Origin of the sequence: Mahella australiensis 50-1 BON (genome assembly GCF_000213255.1) — a bacterium.
GTDB lineage: Bacteria > Bacillota > Clostridia > Mahellales > Mahellaceae > Mahella > Mahella australiensis.
Genome location: NC_015520.1, coordinates 2,014,100 through 2,035,611, shown reverse-complemented (window position 1 = coordinate 2,035,611; position 21,512 = coordinate 2,014,100). Strand labels below are relative to the sequence as shown.

General features: G+C 44.4%; 21 protein-coding genes. 18 read left to right on the top strand and 3 right to left on the bottom strand.

Annotation, left to right across the window (positions count from 1 at the left end):
• Positions 1-90: 90 nt before the first annotated feature.
• The 12 genes from MAHAU_RS09535 to MAHAU_RS09480 all read left to right on the top strand — a co-directional run bounded on the left by MAHAU_RS09535 (position 91) and on the right by MAHAU_RS09480 (position 13,640).
• Positions 91-414, top strand: coding sequence for a hypothetical protein (locus MAHAU_RS09535; protein ID WP_013781519.1), 324 nt, complete (start codon positions 91-93; stop codon positions 412-414).
• Between the two features lie 162 nt (positions 415-576).
• On the top strand, positions 577-1,410 hold the full coding sequence (gene rpsB, locus MAHAU_RS09530; protein WP_013781518.1) for a 30S ribosomal protein S2: 834 nt from the start codon (positions 577-579) through the stop codon (positions 1,408-1,410).
• A gap of 18 nt (positions 1,411-1,428) precedes the next feature.
• Positions 1,429-2,046 carry a translation elongation factor Ts gene (gene tsf / locus MAHAU_RS09525; protein WP_013781517.1) on the top strand — a complete coding sequence of 206 codons (618 nt, stop codon included), beginning with the start codon at positions 1,429-1,431 and terminating at the stop codon, positions 2,044-2,046.
• Positions 2,047-2,155: 109 nt separating this feature from the next.
• Positions 2,156-2,863, top strand: coding sequence for a UMP kinase (gene pyrH / locus MAHAU_RS09520; protein ID WP_013781516.1), 708 nt, complete (start codon positions 2,156-2,158; stop codon positions 2,861-2,863).
• 42 nt (positions 2,864-2,905) lie between these two features.
• Complete coding sequence (frr, locus tag MAHAU_RS09515; protein WP_041644541.1) at positions 2,906-3,442, top strand: ribosome recycling factor; 537 nt, start codon at positions 2,906-2,908, stop codon at positions 3,440-3,442.
• A gap of 25 nt (positions 3,443-3,467) precedes the next feature.
• Positions 3,468-4,208, top strand: a complete 741-nt coding sequence (locus tag MAHAU_RS09510; protein ID WP_013781514.1) for an undecaprenyl pyrophosphate synthase — start codon at positions 3,468-3,470, stop codon at positions 4,206-4,208.
• A gap of 16 nt (positions 4,209-4,224) precedes the next feature.
• On the top strand, positions 4,225-5,031 hold the full coding sequence (locus MAHAU_RS09505) for a phosphatidate cytidylyltransferase (protein WP_013781513.1): 807 nt from the start codon (positions 4,225-4,227) through the stop codon (positions 5,029-5,031).
• Position 5,032: 1 nt separating this feature from the next.
• Positions 5,033-6,091 carry a sporulation integral membrane protein YtvI gene (gene ytvI, locus MAHAU_RS09500; RefSeq protein ID WP_013781512.1) on the top strand — a complete coding sequence of 353 codons (1,059 nt, stop codon included), beginning with the start codon at positions 5,033-5,035 and terminating at the stop codon, positions 6,089-6,091.
• A gap of 3 nt (positions 6,092-6,094) precedes the next feature.
• On the top strand, positions 6,095-7,255 hold the full coding sequence (locus MAHAU_RS09495; RefSeq protein WP_013781511.1) for a 1-deoxy-D-xylulose-5-phosphate reductoisomerase: 1,161 nt from the start codon (positions 6,095-6,097) through the stop codon (positions 7,253-7,255).
• A gap of 6 nt (positions 7,256-7,261) precedes the next feature.
• Positions 7,262-8,275 (top strand): RIP metalloprotease RseP, encoded by a 1,014-nt coding sequence (rseP, locus tag MAHAU_RS09490; protein WP_013781510.1) that lies wholly within the window; start codon positions 7,262-7,264, stop codon positions 8,273-8,275.
• Positions 8,276-8,279: 4 nt separating this feature from the next.
• Positions 8,280-9,338: a flavodoxin-dependent (E)-4-hydroxy-3-methylbut-2-enyl-diphosphate synthase gene (gene ispG, locus MAHAU_RS09485; RefSeq protein WP_041644055.1), complete on the top strand. Its 1,059-nt coding sequence runs from the start codon at positions 8,280-8,282 to the stop codon at positions 9,336-9,338.
• Between the two features lie 18 nt (positions 9,339-9,356).
• Positions 9,357-13,640 carry a PolC-type DNA polymerase III gene (locus MAHAU_RS09480; protein ID WP_013781508.1) on the top strand — a complete coding sequence of 1,428 codons (4,284 nt, stop codon included), beginning with the start codon at positions 9,357-9,359 and terminating at the stop codon, positions 13,638-13,640.
• Here MAHAU_RS09480 and argH read toward each other — a convergent pair.
• From argH to MAHAU_RS09465, 3 genes are all read right to left on the bottom strand, one after another.
• Complete coding sequence (gene argH / locus MAHAU_RS09475; RefSeq protein WP_013781507.1) at positions 13,622-15,013, bottom strand: argininosuccinate lyase; 1,392 nt, start codon at positions 15,011-15,013, stop codon at positions 13,622-13,624. The genes MAHAU_RS09480 and argH overlap by 19 nt on opposite strands.
• Positions 15,010-16,221 carry an argininosuccinate synthase gene (locus MAHAU_RS09470; RefSeq protein ID WP_013781506.1) on the bottom strand — a complete coding sequence of 404 codons (1,212 nt, stop codon included), beginning with the start codon at positions 16,219-16,221 and terminating at the stop codon, positions 15,010-15,012. The genes argH and MAHAU_RS09470 overlap by 4 nt, the downstream gene beginning before the upstream one ends.
• Before the next feature lie 63 nt (positions 16,222-16,284).
• On the bottom strand, positions 16,285-17,091 hold the full coding sequence (locus MAHAU_RS09465; RefSeq protein ID WP_013781505.1) for a lipid II flippase Amj family protein: 807 nt from the start codon (positions 17,089-17,091) through the stop codon (positions 16,285-16,287).
• Between the two features lie 76 nt (positions 17,092-17,167).
• Here MAHAU_RS09465 and ruvC point away from each other — a divergent pair, with 76 nt between their 5' ends.
• The 6 genes from ruvC to queA are packed head-to-tail and all read left to right on the top strand — an operon-like array spanning position 17,168 to position 21,091.
• Positions 17,168-17,656: a crossover junction endodeoxyribonuclease RuvC gene (ruvC, locus tag MAHAU_RS09460; protein WP_013781504.1), complete on the top strand. Its 489-nt coding sequence runs from the start codon at positions 17,168-17,170 to the stop codon at positions 17,654-17,656.
• Positions 17,650-18,234, top strand: coding sequence for a Holliday junction branch migration protein RuvA (ruvA, locus tag MAHAU_RS09455; RefSeq protein WP_013781503.1), 585 nt, complete (start codon positions 17,650-17,652; stop codon positions 18,232-18,234). The genes ruvC and ruvA overlap by 7 nt, the downstream gene beginning before the upstream one ends.
• A gap of 12 nt (positions 18,235-18,246) precedes the next feature.
• Positions 18,247-19,248, top strand: a complete 1,002-nt coding sequence (ruvB, locus tag MAHAU_RS09450; protein WP_013781502.1) for a Holliday junction branch migration DNA helicase RuvB — start codon at positions 18,247-18,249, stop codon at positions 19,246-19,248.
• Between the two features lie 13 nt (positions 19,249-19,261).
• On the top strand, positions 19,262-19,816 hold the full coding sequence (locus tag MAHAU_RS09445) for an epoxyqueuosine reductase QueH (protein ID WP_013781501.1): 555 nt from the start codon (positions 19,262-19,264) through the stop codon (positions 19,814-19,816).
• Complete coding sequence (locus MAHAU_RS09440; RefSeq protein ID WP_013781500.1) at positions 19,813-20,034, top strand: DUF2905 domain-containing protein; 222 nt, start codon at positions 19,813-19,815, stop codon at positions 20,032-20,034. Before MAHAU_RS09445 ends, MAHAU_RS09440 begins: the two co-directional genes overlap by 4 nt.
• A 28-nt stretch (positions 20,035-20,062) precedes the next feature.
• Complete coding sequence (gene queA, locus MAHAU_RS09435) at positions 20,063-21,091, top strand: tRNA preQ1(34) S-adenosylmethionine ribosyltransferase-isomerase QueA (protein WP_013781499.1); 1,029 nt, start codon at positions 20,063-20,065, stop codon at positions 21,089-21,091.
• The last annotated feature ends 421 nt before the right edge of the window (positions 21,092-21,512 follow it).

Below are 21,512 nucleotides of genomic sequence, written 5' to 3'. Positions count from 1 at the left end.
AAAAATGATGTTAACTAACCATTCCCATACGTTAAAAATAAAGGTATAATATTTCTATAAATATATAAATCGAGAAGAGGAGGGGCGGAGGTGCATTCTAAAGCAAAGTCATTGCGGCGCCAGTGTAAACAAAAGCGTGCGGAGAAAGGCGATTGCTTGCTTGGAATGTCTATATTCGTTACAGATCATGCTGTGGAAAGGTATCGTGAACGCATAAGGCCTGTCAGTCAGCAGATTGCTGTCAACAATATAATGGAGGATATAGAGCATAGCCGGTTAATAGCTCTGGCGCAATTCAGCGGCCGTGAGATAAGGGAATATAAAGGTATCATATATGTATGCGAGATGCATGATAATGTACTTAGCGTTATAACTGTGTTACTGAGCAGTGTAGACATAAGGTTTGCATGTTGAGTTTTGCCTTGAAAAATATGTAGTTGCAAAAGGTGAATATTTTATGTTATACTACTAATCGTGAAATACGCACATCCGCGATTCGGCGATAAGTGCTTTATGTGATAAAGTTGTCGCAGAATATGACCGGATGGAGGCATAACTAAATTCAGGAGGTATATAATGTCAGTAGTATCAATGAAACAGCTTTTGGAAGCCGGCGTACACTTTGGTCATCAGACACGCCGGTGGAATCCAAAGATGGCACCTTATATCTTTACCGAGAGGAACGGCATATATATTATCGATCTTCAGAAAACGGTAAAGAATTTGGACGTAGCCTATAAATTTATAAAAGAGGTAGCCGAAAGCGGCCAGGATATACTGTTTGTCGGCACCAAAAAGCAGGCTCAGGAGGCTATAGAGGAAGAAGCCAAGCGTTGCGGGATGCATTATGTAAACCAGCGCTGGCTGGGTGGGATGCTTACCAACTTTAAAACCATCCGTCAGAGGGTTCAACGTTTGACTGAGTTGGAAAATATGGAGCAGGACGGCACATTCGATATGCTCCCCAAAAAAGAGGTTATAAAGCTAAGGCTAGAGAAGGAAAAGCTGGAGAAAAATCTGAGCGGTATAAAAAATATGAGATCGCTTCCAGGAGCTATGTACGTTGTTGATCCCCGTAAAGAGCATATAGCGGTCAGCGAAGCCCGCATATTGGGTATACCGATAGTGGCCATCGTAGATACCAATTGCGATCCGGATGAAGTGGATTATGTAATACCCGGTAATGATGATGCTATACGTGCTATAAAGCTTATAAGTCAGCTGATAGCCGATGCTGTACTGGAAGCAAGACAAGGCGAGCAATTGGGTGATGAGGAGACGTCTTCCCCGGAACAACCCGAGCAGGATGTCACGGATGATTATAGTGCCGATCAACCAGAAAAAGATGTCATTACAAAAAATGAAATAGATGAAACAGATGACTTTATAGATGTACCTGAAACCCTATAAACGTATGAGGAGGATAAAATGGCTATAACAGCTTCACAGGTAAAAGAGTTAAGAGAAATAACAGGCGTCGGTATGATGGACTGTAAAAGTGCATTGATAGAAGCCAATGGCGATATGGACCGTGCCGTTGAGATATTAAGAGAAAAAGGATTGGCAGCGGCGGCAAAAAAAGCCGGTCGTGTAGCGTCTCAGGGCATAGTGGATGCTTACATTCACGGCGGTGGCAGGATAGGTGTACTGGTAGAGGTTAATTGCGAAACCGATTTTGTGGCTAACACTGCAGAATTTCGTTCTTTTGTGCATGATATTGCTATGCAAATAGCGGCAGCTAATCCACGGTATGTATCCAAAGAGGATGTGCCGGCCGATGTCCTGGAAAAAGAAAAAGAGATATTAAGGCAGCAAGCTATCAATGAAGGTAAGCCCGAAAATATTTTAGATAAAATCATAGAGGGCCGCATAGATAAATTTTATAAAGAAGCATGTCTATTGGAGCAGCCGTTTATACGTGATACCGATCACGCCGTAAAGGATCTTGTTATGGAACAGATAACCAAATTCGGCGAAAATATAAATATACGCCGTTTTACTCGGTATGAAATGGGCGAAGGTTTGGAAAAAGTAGCTAGCTGTTAATTTTGAAAGATGCGAAACAAAAAAAGGAACACAACACCTGTGTTCCTTTTTTTAAGAATGGCGCGGTTATAAGGTAAAATAGTCATAAAAATTAAGGAGGAAGTTAGATTTGTCGTCTCCAAAATATAAGCGTATTATGCTAAAGCTGAGCGGAGAAGCATTAGCCGGTGATAAAGGCTATGGAATAGATGAAACCATGTTGAATATTGTGGCCGATCAGATAATAGAAGTAAAAAATATGGGAGTAGAAATAGCCATAGTAGTAGGAGGAGGTAATATATGGCGAGGAAGAAATGATCAAGAGATGGATAGAACCACGGCAGATTATATGGGAATGCTTGCTACTGTAATAAACGCCCTGGCCCTTCAGGATATACTGGAGCGCAAAGGCGAGCAGACCAGGGTTCAGACGGCTATAGAAATGCGTCAGATAGCGGAGCCGTATATACGCCGTAGGGCGGTGAGGCATCTTGAAAAAGGACGCATAGTTATATTTGCATGTGGTACCGGTAATCCATACTTCTCTACAGATACAACAGCGGCATTGCGAGCGGCAGAAATCGATGCAGAGGTTATTTTGCTGGCTAAAAACGTAGATGGCGTATATGATGCCGATCCTAAAAAAGACAAAGATGCTTGTAAGCTCGATAGTCTCAATTACATAGAGGTGTTGGACAAGGGTCTAGGTGTTATGGATGCTACCGCTATATCCTTGTGTATGGATAATAAGATACCTATAATAGTGTTTGGATTGGATAAATCGCATAACATTAAAAAGGTGGTAGAAGGAGAGCAAATAGGCACCGTAATAAAATGATGATGAGGAGGGATAACATTGGCTGCAAGTGAATTGCATAAAATGACCGAACAAAAAATGAATAAGGTTATAGATGTTTTAAAGAAAGAGCTCTCTACGCTGAGGACAGGCAGGGCCAATCCCCAGATTTTAGACAATATAACGGTGGATTATTATGGGGCATCTACTCCTATAACTCAGCTGGGCAACATAACATCGCCAGAGCCTCGTCTGTTGGTGATAGCTCCATGGGATCCGAAGATTATTAAAGATATGGAGAAGGCCATTCAGAAGTCCGATCTCGGTATAAATCCATCCAATGACGGCAAGGTAATAAGGCTAGTCATTCCAGAATTAACCGAAGAGAGACGTAAAGAATTGGTCAAACTGGCTAGAAAAATGGGTGAGGAAGCCAAGGTGGCTGTAAGGAATATACGCAGAGAGGCTATAGATCATTTAAAAAAGCAAAAAAAGGATGGCGATATAAGCGAGGATGAGGAAAAGCGCCAACAGGATGACATACAGAAACTCACCGACAACAAAATAAATGAAATCGACAGCATCATCGAACAGAAAGAAAAGGATATAATGATAGTATGATCACGGAAAGGCAGCTGATATAAGCATGGCCTCGGGTGATGATCTTTTTTGGGCAGTAGATAAAGATAAATTGCCTGTACATGTTGCCATAATCATGGATGGCAATGGCAGGTGGGCTAAGCAGCGCGGATTGCCTCGGATTATGGGCCATAAGGCTGGTATGGAAGTTATAAGGAACGTAGTTAAGATGAGTTCCAAATTGGGCATAAAGTTTTTGACGTTATATGCTTTTTCCACCGAAAATTGGAAACGACCTGGCGAAGAGGTAAACTTCCTGATGAGATTGCTGGTAGAATACCTCAACAAGGAAGTGGAAGAATTAAACACGAATAACGTCAAGATAACCTCTATAGGGCGCATAAGTGAGTTGCCACAAGTAGCATACGAGCAGCTTGTGAGGTCTATGAATTATACTGCCGGCAATACTGGTTTAACGCTGAATCTTGCATTGAACTACGGCGGTCGTATCGAAATATTGGATGCCGTAAATGCTGTTATCAACGATATAAAAACTGGCAAGCTGCCTGTTGATGCTGATATTAATCAAAATACTTTCAGCAGCTATCTTTATACGGCCTCCATACCCGATCCCGATCTCCTCATAAGAACCAGTGGGGAACGGCGTGTAAGCAATTTTTTGCTGTACCAGATAGCGTATACTGAAATGTATTTTTCCGATGTATATTGGCCGGATTTCGATGATGCCGAATACTTGAGGGCGATAATGGATTATCAGAACCGTCACAGAAGATACGGCGCTATATGATATGGGGGTAATTATTTTGAGACAAAGGATTATCAGTGCCGCTATAGGTATAGCGGCACTGATCATTATATTGTATTTTCGCGGATTTGTGCTGGATATAGCTATGTTAATCCTAAGTGCAGCGGGGATATTGGAATTACATAAAGCGTTTGCTTTAAAGGGCACTTATCTTGTGTTCGTTATAAGCATACTTTCTCTTGTGGCTCTGGCATTGACGGTTGTATTTTTTGATATGCAATATCTGTTCTTTGTGCTGGTTTTCGCTGCTATGCTGACTATGCTGCTACCAGTTTTTTCGGAACGCTACAGTGCTTTGGACGTGCAGTCAACGATATTCAGCCTGATCTATCCGTCAGCTGGCTTCGTATCCATTATAGCTTTGAATCATATACCGTCTGAGATAGGCTTTATAATGATAATAGGCGGTATGCTTTTTGCCTGGGGATGCGACAGCGGCTCTTATTTCTCTGGTTATTTATTTGGACGGCATTCTTTATGCCCGCGCATAAGCCCTAAAAAGACTGTTGAAGGTTCTGTGGGAGGCGTTGTTGTAAGCGCTGTTTTAGGCTTGATATATGGATTACTCGTTCAAAATATGGTATATGCCGATGTTTTATGGTATAATTATATCATAATAGCACTGCTTGCAGGAATTATATCCCAGTTGGGCGACCTCGCAGCATCGGCTGTCAAGCGCTATTACGGCATAAAAGATTTTGGCAATTTCATGCCTGGTCACGGCGGGGTGTTAGACCGATTTGACAGCATAGTGTATGTTATGCCGTTGGTATATGTTTATACCGCGATATTACTTGGGAGGTAAAATGGATAAGGGAACCAAGGTCTTTGCGATTAGGATCGGATTGTTCGTTGCCGCTATTGTAGGCGGTTATTTCTTGTTAGTCCTGGCTTTCGAATATGCAGGGCCTTTTGTAGTGGCATTTGTAGCAGCTTTGTTGATGGATCCGCTGGTAAATGTTATGGTTGAGAAGCTTAAAATACCAAGGGCTATATCCTCGCTTATAGCGCTGATACTTATATTGGTCGTCATTGGCCTCATACTGTCGCTGGGCATAACCGCTATCGTTTCCGAGATAAGCAATCTAATAAATGGATTGCCCTCTTATTATTCGGATATACAGGTATGGTTTACTGATGTTATGGATGCCATACGCCAATGGTATGGCGAATTGTCGCCGGAAACCATAAGTATAATAAATCAGGCATTGAATCAATTATATCAGTGGTTAAAACAGATATTGCAGATTGCTATGAACTGGATTATACAGATGTTTAATGCTGTACCGGGTGCCACGCTTTTTATAGTTTTTTCCGTGTTGGCTACATATATTATAAGCAAGGATAAACATGTTATAGGTCGGACGCTTTCTTATGCTGTTCCGGAGAAATGGCGCAAGCAAGCCTATAGGCTGCAATCCGATGTGCTCGGTTCTGCATGGCGGCTATTGTGGACGCAGGCTTTATTAGTGCTCATAAGCACCGCTATTACCATCACGGGTTTTTTCATACTCAATGTCAACTATGCGGTGATACTCGGAATAATCAGCGGTCTGCTCGATATACTACCTATAGTAGGACCTACCATACTGTTTATACCTTGGATAATATACTGCTTTTTTGTAGGCGATATATGGCTGGGTATCGGTTTAGCCATATTGTATGCTGTGATGAGTATATCGCGCCAGGTATTGCAGGCGAGGCTTGTAAGCGATAATGTAGGCCTGCATCCATTAGTATCGCTGATGGCACTCTATATCGGTATGCAGATATTCGGCTTTATAGGCGTCATAATAGGGCCGCTTATAGCCCTTATAATAGTTCAGGCTATAAAAAATGGCCTATTTTCTTTTGGAGAAACATAATATATGCTAAAAAAGAAACGTATTGTAATACTGGGTTCCACAGGTTCTATAGGCCGGCAGGCCTTAGAAATCATAAGGATGCACAGCGACCGGTATGAGGTTGTAGGCTTAAGCGCTTATAGCAATATAGACCTTTTGGAGCTGCAAATAAAGGAATTTGACCCGCTTTATATAGCGGTGTCGGATACGCAAAAGGCATCTTTATTGAGGCAGCGTATGCCCGACAAGGATATACGCACCGGCCGGGAGGGTATAAACAATTTGGCATCGCTCGATGATGCTGATATAGTACTTGTGTCAGTGGTGGGCATTGCCGGATTGGAGCCGACATTAACCGCTATAAAGAACAATAAAATCGTAGCATTGGCGACAAAAGAGGCGATGGTGACAGGAGGGCACCTCGTTGAATCGGAGCTGAAGCGCAGCAAGGGCTACATTATACCGGTAGACAGCGAACATTCGGCCATATTTCAGTGCCTTAAAGCGTCATATAATCCGGACCGCGAGATTAAGAGGATATTGCTTACAGCTTCAGGTGGGCCATTCAAGGGTTGGCCTGTAGAAGATTTAAAACAGGTTACACCACAACAAGCCCTGAAGCATCCGAACTGGAATATGGGCAAGAGGATAACGATCGATTCGGCTACCATGATGAATAAAGGCTTTGAAATAATAGAAGCTCGATGGTTGTTCAATGTGCGGCCCGATCAAATCGATGTATTGGTGCATCCTCAAAGCATAGTGCATTCGATGGTTGAATTTGTGGATAGCAGCATAATAGCACAGATGGGGTTGCCGGATATGCGCATGGCTATAGGATATGCTTTCTCGTATCCGGAGCGATTGACCACCGGGGTAGGGGATTTGGACTTAAGTGTCATAAGCAAGTTGACATTTGAGTATCCGGATATGGATGCTTTCAAATGCCTCAAATTGGCTAAAAATGCATTGAATACAGGCGGTAGTATGCCGACGGTGCTCAATGCTGCCGATGAAGCGGCCGTAGCTTTATTCCTCAATGGGTCTATAGCCTTTACTGATATAGCCGATATAATAGAGCGTGCTATGCAGGCTCATGTACCGTTGCCTAATCCATCTTTGGAAGAGATACATAGCGTTGATGCACAGACCAGAATGTTTGTAAATAATTTAGCAAAAGGATGATGTATATTGACACCTAGCACCATAATCATTGCCATAATAGCCTTTGGTGTGCTCATCATATTTCATGAATTCGGCCATTTCGTAGTGGCCAAAGCCGTAGGTATAAAGGTGGAGGAGTTCGCTATAGGTATGGGTCCCGCTTTATATAAATTTCACAGGGGAGAGACCGATTATGCTATACGCATTTTGCCTATAGGTGGTTTTGTAAGGATGTTGGGAGAGGATGAACAGTCAGATGACGAGCGAGCTTTTAATAACCAGTCGGTGTTAAAGCGTATAGCTGTCATTGCTGCAGGTCCTATCATGAATTTTGTATTGACCCTATTGCTTCTTGTTATCATCACTTTTATGGTGGGCATAGCGGTTTATCTGCCGGTGGTGGACACAGTGCTACCTGATACGCCGGCTCAGCAAGCCGGTTTACAGCCCGGAGATCGGTTTATATCCATAGAAGGAAAGGCAGTGGAAAGCGCCGATGACGCTAGGGCTATAGTGTCAGCTAACCCTGGGGAAGCTCTGGATGCCGTTATAGAACGCGATGGCAAGCGCTTGGAGCTTGAAATAACACCGGAGTACAATGCTGAAACGCAAACGGCTCAGATAGGCATAACCTTTAAGGGTCAAATGCAAAAGGTATCGTTTTTCAAGGCTGTGGGTTACAGCTTTGTGCAGGTATATAATATGACCAAGATGATGATAGTAGGTATAGGCCAGCTATTAATAGGCCAAGGGTTTGACCAGGTTATGGGTCCGTACGGTATAGTGGAAATAGTCGGTCAGGCCGCGAGCCAAGGCGCTGTGGACCTCTTATGGTTGGTGGCTATTATAAGCCTGAATGTGGGCTTGATAAATCTGGTTCCCTTTCCAGCTTTGGATGGTAGCCGAATAGTTTTCCTTGCCATAGAGGGCATACGCGGCAAACCGATAGACAGAGAGAAGGAAGGTATGATACACTTTGCGGGGCTTGTCATTTTGATGTTGTTTATGATAGCGGTTACCTTCCACGATATAATGAGATAGAGGGATGTATTTGAAGCGAAACAAGACAAAGCCGGTAAAGATAGGCGATAGGTATATAGGCGGAGGTTATCCGATAACAGTCCAGTCGATGACTAATACAGACACATCGGATGTCGATGCTACCGTATGTCAGATACTGGCGTTGGAAGAGGCGGGGTGCGATATAATCCGCGTATCGGTACCTGATATGCTATCGGCCCACGCATTGAAGGCTATCAAGCAGCGCATACACATACCATTGGTGGCTGATATACATTTTGATTATCGCCTTGCCATAGCGGCTATAGACAACGGCGCCGATAAATTGCGCATAAATCCGGGTAATATAGGGAGTGCTGAAAGGGTAAAAGTGGTGGTGGACGCTGCTAAAGAACACAATGTGCCCATACGTATAGGCGTTAACTCCGGTTCTTTGGAGAGGGATATATTGGCGAAATACGAAGGGCGCACGTCGGAGGCGTTGGTGGAAAGCGCTGTGAATAATGTAAAATTACTCGAGGATATGGGCTTTTATGACATAGTTATATCTATAAAATCTTCTGATGTAATGGACACTATAGAAGCATATCGCCTGATAAGCCAGCAGGTGGACTATCCCTTGCATGTTGGCGTTACCGAGGCCGGCACCGTATGGTCGGGTACCATAAAGTCGTGCGTGGGAATAGGCACGCTGCTGGCCGAGGGTATAGGCGATACGCTGCGCGTGTCGCTGACCGGCGATCCTGTGGAAGAGGTACGTGTCGGTATAGCCGTGCTCAAGGCTTTGGGCTTTCGTAAAGAAGGCGTTGAGATAATATCATGTCCTACATGTGCCCGATGCAATATAGACCTCATCGAGATAGCCAATGAAGTCGAACGGCGCACGCAGTATATAAAAAAACCGTTGAAGGTAGCTGTTATGGGTTGTGCCGTGAATGGGCCGGGGGAGGCATCAGCGGCCGACGTAGGTATAGCTGGCGGCAAAGGAGAGGGCTTGCTATTTAAGAACGGCAATATAGTTAAAAAAGTACCACAGGATAAACTGGTGGATGCGCTCATGGAGGCTATAAAAGATTTGCTTTAACTTGGAGAGGACGAACTTATGATACAGCCGTTACCGTTAGATAAATTTCCGGATAAGAATACAGCACAAAAGCTGAATGATTTTTTTTCTCGTATTACATTGAATAAAATATTAGTCAATCGAAAGAAAGCCCAATGGACTATAGAAGTATTTTCAGAAGATAGCATAGATAAAGCTTATATAAGCGATGTAGAAAGTGCCATGCTGTCTGTTGTACCGTCGCTGACAGCTGTAAATATAAAGGTTATACAACAGGCTTTTACCGACAATGCATCGATAGATGAAATTTGGGCTGAGATGCAGCGATTGATGATAGATATGGAGCCTCTATGCAAGGGTTGGCTTACGACTGCGTCGTATAACTTGGATGAGGCAGCGGGCGTTTTTACTTTGAATATAGGTGATGAGCATATAGTGCCTGTATTATATAAGAGGGGTATAGATAGGGCACTCGGTGAATTATTCGAGCAACGTACAGGCAATAAGGTGCGCATCGAAATAAACGATAATGCTATGGAAGCCGCGGCGTGGCGTGCTCAGGTCGAACAGGAGCGGGATCAGCTCGAAGATGAAATTCTGCTTGAAATGGTAAAGAGCTCTAATAATAAAGGAAAATCTACTTCATCGGAAAATAACGATAAAAAACCTTGTATATTGTACGGTTCGCCTATTTCAAAAGATAGTCATCCTATAAGCTCTGTGGCTGAAGATTCCGGACGTGTTACCATAGAGGGCGAGGTTATAGATATAAGCATAAGGGATACCAAGAATGGCAAAAAGATAATAACCTTCGATATCACCGATCATACGAGTTCTATTACTGTAAAATTGTTTGTTGATACACAAAAGGCAACAGTTTTATTGGATAAATTAAAGACCGGCTTATATGTGAAAGTGCGCGGTGAGTGCCAATATGATAAATACCAGAGGGATTTAGTAGTGATGGCTATGGATATAATCCAGATACCTGCGCCGATACGCCAGGACACATGTCCCGAGAAAAGGGTGGAACTGCATCTACACACGCAGATGAGCGCTATGGATGCAGTAAGCAAAGTGGCGGACCTAGTGAAAAGAGCAGCTTATTGGCAACATAAAGCTATAGCCATAACCGATCATGGTGTGGTACAAGCATTTCCTGAGGCTTATGAGGCAGGCCGCAAGTACGGCATAAATGTCATATACGGTGTAGAAGCTTACGTGGTCGATGACTGCGTTGCCATGGTTACTGATGCCGATGATAGACCTATAAACAGCGATATGGTGGTACTGGATATAGAAACTACTGGTTTAAATGCCGGTACTGATAAAATAATAGAAATAGGGGCTGTCAGGATAAAAGATGGTAAGTATAAAGATGAATTCAGCAGTTTCATAAACCCTCACGTACCCATACCGCCTAGTATAGTCAATCTAACTGGCATCACCGATGATATGGTGTCCAATGCCCCTGATGAAGGCGACGTTTTACAACGCTTCATGGAGTTTGCAGGGGATGCTGTATTGGTAGCGCATAACGCCCAATTCGATATGGGCTTTATACGGCAGCATGGTCAGAAATACAATCTAAAATTTGCTAATCCGGTTTTGGACACATTAACATTGGCCAGGCAACTATTTAAGGGGCTCAAGCATTACAAGCTGGATACGCTGGCTCATCATCTGCATATAGATATGGATAATCATCACCGTGCTGTGGATGATGCTCGTACCGCGGCAGAAATATTGTTCAGATGTATGGATAAGCTGTCTGAAATGGGCTGCCAGTTCTTAAGCGATCTGAATAGGGTATTCGGCAGCAGTATATCCAATAATTCCGAGTTGTACCATGCTGTTATACTGGTAAAAAATCAAGGCGGTTTAAAGAATTTATATAAACTCATATCGGTATCTCATATAGATTACTTTTATAGGAAACCGCGTATACCTAAGAGCGTTCTCGTGCAATACAGGGATAATCTTATTATAGGCTCGGGGTGCGATGCGGGAGAATTGTATCAGGCGCTCATTAAGTCGGCAGCTGATTCGGTTATAAAAGATATAGTAGCATTTTATGATTATCTGGAAATACAACCGCTGGATAATGCTGCTCACCTCATAAAAGAGGGCAAGGTGGCTGACAGGCAACAGCTTATGGACATAAACAAGCGCATATACGAGCTGGGTAAATTATTCGATAAGCCGGTTGTAGCCACGGGCGATGTGCATTTTCTGGACCCACATGATGAGTATTTCCGGCGCATACTCATGCACGGTCAGGGATTTTCCGATGCCGATCAGCAGGCGCCGTTATACTTCAAAACTACCGATGAGATGCTCGAAGAGTTTAAGTATCTTGGCGATGATGCATGCCGTGAAGTGGTCATAAGCAATCCCAATGCAATAGCGTCAATGATAGAATTCGTAAAGCCCATACCCGATGAATTTTATCCACCGCATATAGATAGAGCGGAGGAAGAGATACAGAATATGGCTCTAAGCAATGCTTTGGCTATATACGGTGATCCGCTGCCGCCTATCGTTAAGCAAAGGCTGGATAAGGAGTTAAATGCTATCATAACGAATGGATTTTCGGTATTATACCTTATAGCCCAAAAATTGGTTAAAAAATCGCTGGAGGACGGTTATTTGGTAGGTTCAAGAGGGTCAGTGGGTTCGTCGTTTGTAGCCACGATGTGCGGTATAACTGAGGTTAATCCTCTACCGCCGCATTATGTATGCCCTCACTGCCATTATAGCGATTTCGATATAGATGTGGATGAGTATGGTTGCGGGGCCGATCTACCCGATAAGGACTGCCCAGTTTGCGGTAAACCACTTAAAAAGGATGGTTATGATACGCCGTTTGAGGTTTTTTTGGGGTTTAACGGGGACAAGGTCCCTGATATAGATCTTAACTTTTCAGGCGAATATCAACCGAGAGCGCACAAGTACACTGAAGAGCTTTTCGGAGAAGGGCATGTCTTTCGTGCCGGCACCATAGCTACTATAGCTGATAAGACGGCATATGGTTTTGTTAAAAATTATTTGGAAGAAAAGGGGCTTGTGGCTCACAATGCCGAGGTGAATCGGTTGGTGAAAAATTGCACCGGGATCAAACGTACCACTGGTCAGCACCCGGGTGGGGTCATGGTGGTACCTAAAGACAAGGATATATTGGATTTTACACCGATACAGTATCCGGCTGATGAGAAAGATTCCGGCGTTATAACCACGCACTTTGACTACCATTCCATAAGCAGCCGATTAGTCAAACTGGATATACTGGGCCACGACGATCCCACGGTTATACGCATGTTGGAGGATATAACAGGGATAGATGCCAAAGGCATACCAATAGGGGAGAAAACCGTCATGAAGATATTTTCTTCCACGGAGCCTCTTGGCGTTGAACCAGTGCAGATAGGTAGCGAAGTAGGCACTATAGGGATACCGGAATTCGGTACCAGATTTGTACGACAAATGCTGGTGGATACCCGCCCGACCACGTTTGCCGAACTTATAAGGATAAGCGGTTTGTCACATGGTACCGATGTGTGGCTAAATAACGCTCAAGATCTTATAAAACAGGGCGTAGCCAAATTATCGGAAGTTATAGCGACGCGCGATGATATAATGCTTTCTCTTATTCATATGGGGGTGGAGCCGGGACAGGCGTTCAGGATCATGGAAAGTGTGCGCAAAGGTAAGGGCCTAAAGCCCGAAGATGAGCAACTTATGCATGATACAGGTGTGCCGCAATGGTTTATAGATTCCTGCAAAAAGATAAGATATATGTTCCCAAAGGCACATGCCGTTGCGTACGTTATAATGGCCTTTCGTATATCATATTTTAAGGTGTATCATCCTGAGGCCTTTTATGCTGCATATTTTACCGTAAGGGCCGATGAATTTGATGCCGATATTGTGTCTAAGGGCCCGGATACTGTGCAGGATAGCTTGCATGAGATAGAACGTAAGGGCAATAATGCCACTGCCAAGGAGAAGAATCTATTAACCATATTGGAGGTGGCACGAGAGATGTATGCGCGCGGTATACAGGTGCTACCGGTCGATATAGCCAAGTCTCAGGCCGATAGATTTATAGTGACCGATAACGGTATATTGCCGCCGTTCACCGCTCTGCAAGGAGTGGGTTTGAATGCTGCCCGTAATATAGTTGCTGCCAGAGGGCAGGCGCAATTCACATCTATACAAGACTTAAAAGAAAGAGCCAAGGTCAGCCGCACCGTAGTAGATATAATGAAAAATCACGGCTGCCTTAGAGGATTACCTGAAACCGCTCAATTGTCGCTATTTTGATGCTGCCGTATGAATGCTTTGGCATGCTCTATGGCCACGGACAGGCTTTGACGCGCCGGCCCGCCGTACACCTTCCTGTTTTGCACGCAAGTATCCAGAGATATGGCTTGCATGACATCCTCGTCGAAAAGGTCTGAGAAACCCCTGTATTCCTCCAGCGACAAATCGGATAAGTCCTTGCCGTTATCCAGGCAATAGACCACAAGGCGGCCTATCACTTCATGAGCCTGGCGGAAGGGCATGCCTTTTTTGACCAGATAGTCGGCGGCATCAGTAGCATTGGTAAATCCACCTTGTGCGGCTTTCAACATAACATCTTCGTGAAATGAAGCAGTATCCAGCATGGCGCTGAATATCGGAATGGATATTGCTAATGTATCCACAGCATCGAAAACGGCTTCTTTATCCTCTTGCATATCCTTATTATAGGCTAGGGGCAGTCCTTTCATGACGGTGAGCAACGTCATTAAATCGCCGTATAAGCGGCCGGTTTTGCCACGTATCAGCTCAGCTACATCGGGATTTTTCTTCTGAGGCATGATGCTGCTGCCTGTGCTGAATGCATCATCCATCTCTATGAAGTTGAACTCGACCGATGACCATAATACAAGTTCTTCGCAAAAACGGCTCAAGTGCATACCTATCATGGCCGCACAGCAGCAGAATTCTATGGCAAAATCCCTGTCCGATACGGCATCCATGCTATTCTCTGATACAGCTCCGAAGCCAAGCTGTTGGGCCACATATTCCCTGTCAATAGGATACGTGCTGGTAGCCAGCGCACCAGAACCTAGAGGCATTACATCGGTCCTTTTGTAACAATCGTCCAGACGTTCGTAATCGCGCTTAAGCATTTGAAAGTATGCCATCAAGTGGTGACCGAGTGTTACCGGCTGAGCCCTCTGCATATGCGTATAACCTGGCATTATAGCATCGATATGGTCCTGCGCCTTATCTGTTATGATCTGCATGAGCGATAATAGCGAACGCTGTATTCCACGTATGGCTTCTTTCATGTACATGCGCATGTCCAGCGCTACCTGATCGTTACGGCTTCGGGCAGTATGCAGGCGTCGGCCTGCATCGCCTATGCGATCGGTGAGCTGTTGCTCTATGAATGTATGGATATCCTCGATATCTTCAGATATCTTCAATTGTCCGCTTTCTATATCGTTTAATATATTTTTAAGCCCTTCTATTATGACTCGTCCGTCTTGCTCGCTTATTATACCGCATTTAGCCAGCATACTAGTATGTGCTATGCTGCCCTCTATATCCTGCCTATAAAGGCGTTTATCGAAAGCTATGGAAGCATTGAATCGTTCCATAGCTCGATCGGCTTCTTTGGCGAATCTGCCGCCCCATAACTTCATGATTTCTTATTCCTTTCCATCATGAGGGCCCTGACCTTAAGCGGTAGACCGAATAAATTTATGAATCCCTCTGCGTCCTTTTGATTATACACATCCTCCTCACCGAAAGTGGCCAGATCTACATCGTACAGAGAGTAATCGGATTTTACACCAGCCGGCGAGCAGTTGCCTTTGTATAGCTTCATGCGTACAGTGCCGGTAACAGTCTGCTGAGTACTATCAACGAAAGCCGACAAAGCCTCTCGAAGCGGCGTGTACCAGCATCCGTCATAGACAAGTTCTGCAAATTTTGTCGCTATCATCTCTTTATAATGCGCTGTCTGGCGATCCAAGGTAAGCGATTCCAATTCCCTGTGAGCAAGGTAGAGTATGGTGCCGCCGGGCGTTTCATATATGCCTCGCGATTTCATACCTACCAGGCGATTTTCCACCATATCGGTTATGCCAACGCCATTTTGAGCGCCTAAGCGGTTTAATTCTTCTATCAGTTCAACCGAATCGTAAGCCTGGCCGTTTATTGTTTTGGGTGTGCCCTGTTCAAACCCTATCTCCACATAGGTCGGTTTGTCGGGGGCTTTATTTGGTGGCGTTATTATAAGGTATACGTCATCTTTAGGCTCGTTCCATGGGTCTTCCAAATCGCTGCCTTCATGGCTGAGATGCCAGAGATTGCGATCCATGCTGTACGGATGTTCCTTGGTAACCGGTACTGGTATACCGCGTTTTTGAGCATATTCGATCTCCTCATCCCGGGATTTTATATCCCATATGCGCCATGGTGCTATTATCTTTATGTGCGGGTTGAGAGCCTTTATGGTCAACTCAAAGCGTACCTGATCATTGCCTTTACCCGTGGCGCCATGAGCTATAGCCTGTGCGCCTTCAGCCTCGGCTATTTCTACCAAGCGTTTGGCTATGAGAGGACGTGCCATGGATGTACCCAGCAGATATTTGCCCTCGTATATTGCGCCAGCTTTTAGCGTAGGGAATATGAAGTCTTCTACGAATTCTTTTTTCAGGTCCTCTATGTATATCTTGCTGGCTCCGGTCTTTATAGCTTTCTCACGTAGCGGTTCCAGTTCTTCGCCCTGGCCTACGTCGACGGCCACCGCTATCACTTCGTAATCGTAGTTTTCCTTTAGCCACGGGATTATTATGGATGTATCCAAGCCTCCCGAATATGCCAATACTACTTTTTCCTTGCTCATATTTTTACCTCCATATCGTTATAATAAATAATTATACATCATAGTGCATATTTATGCAATATATTAGGCTATAAACTTGGTTATAGCTACTATCACATCAACTGCCGGTAGGAATATAAGCTGGCCGAGCAATGTACCTCCTATCTTGCCGAGTACGAGCAATGTGACCATGAAGTTAACATCCTTATACGGTCTTTTACCTTGAAGCGTTTGATCGGTTATCATAGCTGCTGTGGGATCTACCACTACCGCATACAATATAGTTGCTATACCATTTATTATCCCGGATAATTGACTGGCTGTCAATCGATATTCCGGTATTATTGTCCCGGAATATACAGAAGCCAGGACACCGACCGTGTAAATAGATGTTATAATAGTATGGTACAGTATTAAATTAATAGGTATGCCAGAGTGACGAAACTCATGCAAATACTGCGGCTTTGGTATGGTTATGCTTTTTTTGACACGCTTAAGCGTTTTTATGGACAATGTTTGTACTAATAAATTAGGCACCGAACCAGCTATCTCTAAACGGTTGATGGCATAAGAAAATATGTTTATGAAAGTAGGTATAACAATAGCTCCCACTATGCTGCCTATTGTGGCGGAAAATATTATAAGCCGAAAATCTTCAAGCACACCGCTGCTGCCGTATTTTATTGCATGATCCACTATACTGCCCACCAAAGGAGCCTGTATCATATTGGATGTCCTCGATACCAGCACTATTATATTAAACAACGATAAAGCTACGGCCAAGCGTTTGGTGCGTATGCCGGCTATTCGTGTGGAATATGACAGCGTATCGATGCTGTGTATTATCATGGTCAATATACAAACCGTCATTATTCTGCTATAATTGTTCATGGAATATTAACCTCTGCTATATGTTTTTCCAAATTAATATACTCCAAAACAGAGCATAAGTAAAGAAGGAAGTCAGATGATTGTATTAGGAATAGATCCAGGCCTGGCTACATTGGGCTATGGTGCGGTGGATTATGATAAAAATAAATTAAAGCTCATCGATTACGGGGTTGTGACCACACAGCCTGATATGCCGTTGCCGCAGCGTCTCAAAAGCATATACGATGATGTGACGGCTTTGATAGAACGCTATGAGCCGCGCGCTTGTGCTGTGGAAGAACTATTTTTCAACAAGAATGCCAAAACGGCATTGACCATAGGACATGCCAGAGGAGTGGCTATATTGGCGGCGGCTAATAATGCCGTTCCTGTTTATGAGTATACGCCGCTGCAAATAAAGCAAGGCATAACAGGGTATGGTATGGCTCAAAAACTGCAGGTACAGCGCATGGTTAAATTGCTTTTATCCATGGATGATATACCCAAGCCGGATGATGCTGCCGATGCGCTGGCAGCGGCCATATGTTGTTGCTATTCTGAGGCAATGGGAGTGAATATATGTTAGCGTATTTGGATGGTTTAATTGAACACAAAAGCTCGAATTATGTTATAATAGATGTGAATGGCATTGGGTTCAAGGTATATGCCACTACAAAGATATTGGCGGATATGCCCGATGTCAAAAGCCGGACGAGGTTGTATGTCCACTGGCATATAGGCGAGGGCAATATGGCGCTATTTGGATTTGCCTCGGAACAGCAGGTGGATATGTTCGAGAGCCTCATATCGGTATCGGGTGTAGGCCCTAAGGGAGCTCTGGCATTAATGGATGCTCTTTCCTATGAGCAGATACTGCTGGCTATAGTACAGGGAGACGAAAAGAGCCTGAGTCGGGCCAAGGGTATAGGGGCTAAGACAGCGCAGCGCATTATAATGGAACTCAAGGATAAGCTGCATATGCCCAGGGAAATAAAATCGAGCGATATAGGTGAACGAATAGACGAAAGCACGTACGGACAAGCCGTAGAGGCCCTTATATCATTGGGTTATGCACCGGCTGAAGCTGCCAGGGTTTTAGAAGGCGTGACCACTGATGGTCGGAGCTTGGAAGAAGTAATTAAAGAAGCGCTGAGGCGTTTTTAATTGGAGGACATGATGTCAGACAGGATAATAGCGGCGGAGCTTGCACAAAATGATATAGAGTTGGAGACAGCCTTAAGGCCGAGGACACTGAGCGAATATATAGGGCAGAATAGTGTCAAAGAAAAGCTGCGCATATTTATAGATGCTGCAAAACAGCGCCATGAAGCATTGGATCACGTATTGCTGTATGGACCGCCGGGGCTGGGCAAGACTACATTGGCTAATATAATAGCCAATGAGATGGGCGTGAACATACGGATAACATCGGGCCCTGTTATAGAACGCGCCGGCGATTTAGCAGCTATATTGACCAATATGGCCGAGTACGATGTGCTGTTCATAGATGAGATACACAGGCTCAACAGGGCAGTAGAGGAAATATTGTATCCCGCTATGGAGGACTATGCGCTGGATATAGTTATAGGTAAGGGACCGGGGGCTCGTTCGCTGCGTATAGACCTGCCGCATTTTACGCTTATAGGCGCTACTACAAGGGCAGGGCTTTTGACGCCACCGCTCCGCGATCGTTTCGGCGTTATAAATCGTCTAGAGATGTATGCCATAAATGAACTCAAGGAAATAGTGATAAGATCGGCGTATCTTTTAAAAGTGGGCATAGATGAACGAGGCGCCTGTGAAATAGCCAGGCGCGCCAGAGGCACACCCAGGGTGGCCAACAGGCTGCTCAAACGCGTCAGGGACTATGCTCAGATAAAGGCCGACGGTATAATAACCTATGATGTGGCAAAGGCAGGATTGGATCTTTTAGAAGTAGATGAATTAGGGCTGGACGAGGTGGACAGAAAGATGCTGAGTATAATGATAGACAAATTCGGAGGCGGACCGGTCGGTTTGGATACGCTGTCGGCGGCGGTAAACGAACAGGCCGATACAATAGAGGATGTATATGAGCCCTATCTGCTGCAGCTCGGTTTCATTGACCGCACACCGCGTGGCAGGATAGCCACACGCCTAGCCTATGAACATATGGGCATACCATTTGAAGATAGATGAGGTGGTCTAGGATTTGAAGCTTTTAATGCATATTTGCTGTGGGCCGTGTGCCACGTATCCGACGAAAATATTGCAACAAGATGATGATATAGAACTATACGGGTTATTTTTTAACCCTAACATACAGCCATATACCGAATACAGCAAGCGCATGGAAACGGCGCGGCAATTTGCTCAGGCTGCTGGTCTTAAGCTCATAACCGTAGATGAGTATAACCTGGTGGAATTTTTGCGCAATGCGGCATTCAGGGAAAGCATGCGCTGCCGGATGTGCTATGCCATGAGGCTGGAAAGAGCGGCTAGCGTGGCTAGAAACGGTGGTTTCGATGCGTTTACCACGACTATGCTGGTCAGTCCGTATCAAAAGCACGAATGGGTGAAGGAGATAGGCCGGGAGGCCGGCGAGAAATACGGCGTGCCTTTTTTATACCGGGATTTCAGGGAGGGTTATAAAGAAGGCGTTGAAATATCCAAAGCCATGGGGCTGTACAGACAACAGTATTGCGGCTGTATATACAGCGAGATGGAGCGGTATATATCCAAGAAAAAGGGTGAACTTTATAAATGAATCTGCAACAGATGGGAAAGATTATAATAACCATAGGGCTCCTGTTTATGATTGTAGGCGGATTTATATGGCTTATTGGAAGAACCGGCATACGTCGCTTGCCCGGCGATATAGTGATAAGGCGCGGCAATTTTACGCTGTACTTTCCTATAGTGACATGTTTGGTTGTAAGCGCGGTGCTGTCACTGCTTTTTTATATAATGGGAAAATTTAAGTAGCTTTATAAAGGAGATAATACTATATATAATGTGGCGTTTAGAAGACTTCGATTATGATTTGCCGGAGGAATTAATCGCTCAAAAACCTTTAGAACAGCGCGATATGTCAAGGCTATTGGTATATGATAGAAAGACAAAATCTATAGATCATAGGATATTTCATGATATAGTAGAGTACTTGGAAACAGGAGATACTTTGGTGATAAACGATACCAGGGTTATACCGGCGCGCCTGATAGGTTATAGGGAAGATACCGGCGGGAAGATAGAGTTTCTATTGCTCAAGCGCTTGGAGGCTGATAAATGGGAGATAATAGAGCGCCCGGGTCGTCGGGCCAAGATAGGAACTGTATTCGTATTCGGAAACGGCGAACTGAAAGCCCGTATACTGGAGAAAACATCGCAGGGTGGGCGCATAGTGGAATTTATGTATGACGGCATATTCGAGGAAATACTAGATAAATTGGGTCAGATGCCTCTACCGCCGTATATAAAAGAAAAACTTGACGATAAAGAACGTTATCAGACGGTATATGCCAAGAATGAAGGGTCAGCGGCTGCTCCCACTGCAGGACTGCATTTTACCAATGAATTGCTGCAGCGTATAAAGAATAAAGGCGTGAATATAGTGCATATAACCCTTCATGTAGGATTGGGTACATTCCGTCCCGTTAAAGAAAATGATATAACCAAGCATCAGATGCATTCAGAGTATTATCAGGTAAGCCGACAGGCGGCAGATGCTATAAATGATACGCATAAAGCCGGGCATAGAGTGTTTGCGGTCGGTACCACCTGCGTGCGCACATTGGAAACTGTGACCGATGAGCAAGGCACAACCCATGCGGGCGATGGTTGGACCGATATATTCATTTATCCGGGTTATCGGTTTAAGGCTATAGATGCATTGATAACCAATTTTCATCTGCCAAAATCCACGTTGCTCATGCTCATAAGCGCTTTTGCAGGCAGAGAAGAGATATTGCGCGTTTATAAAGAAGCTGTTGAACAGCGTTATCGCTTTTTTAGTTTCGGCGACGCAATGTTGATACTGTAGAACTGTGACTGCTCAGGTACAGTTGTGCATAGGCGACGGTAACGATTAGCCTCAAGGCGATTTTGTGGAGGATATCTGGTGAAACTTAGCGAAGTGTGGACACGGCTTAATATATATGCCTCGCTACGGCTGTGAAGCTGGACCACTACGCAATCACAGATCGCTGTGGTCCTACGCTTCAAAAGCCCGCTCAGCATATATATTAAGCCTTCTCTAAACAGGTGGTTGGAAATTCCTGAAACAAGCTCTAGTTTCACCGATATCCGGAACATATGAGCCGGAGGCTAATCGTTACCAAGCCAGCTGAATAGTCACGTAGAATTTGCGTTTGGCTATTGACAGCTGTATGCGTATGGGTTAGAATAATACAGTATATTGTGGAAGTCCCGGACATTGACGTAAAACAATATCGATTATTATG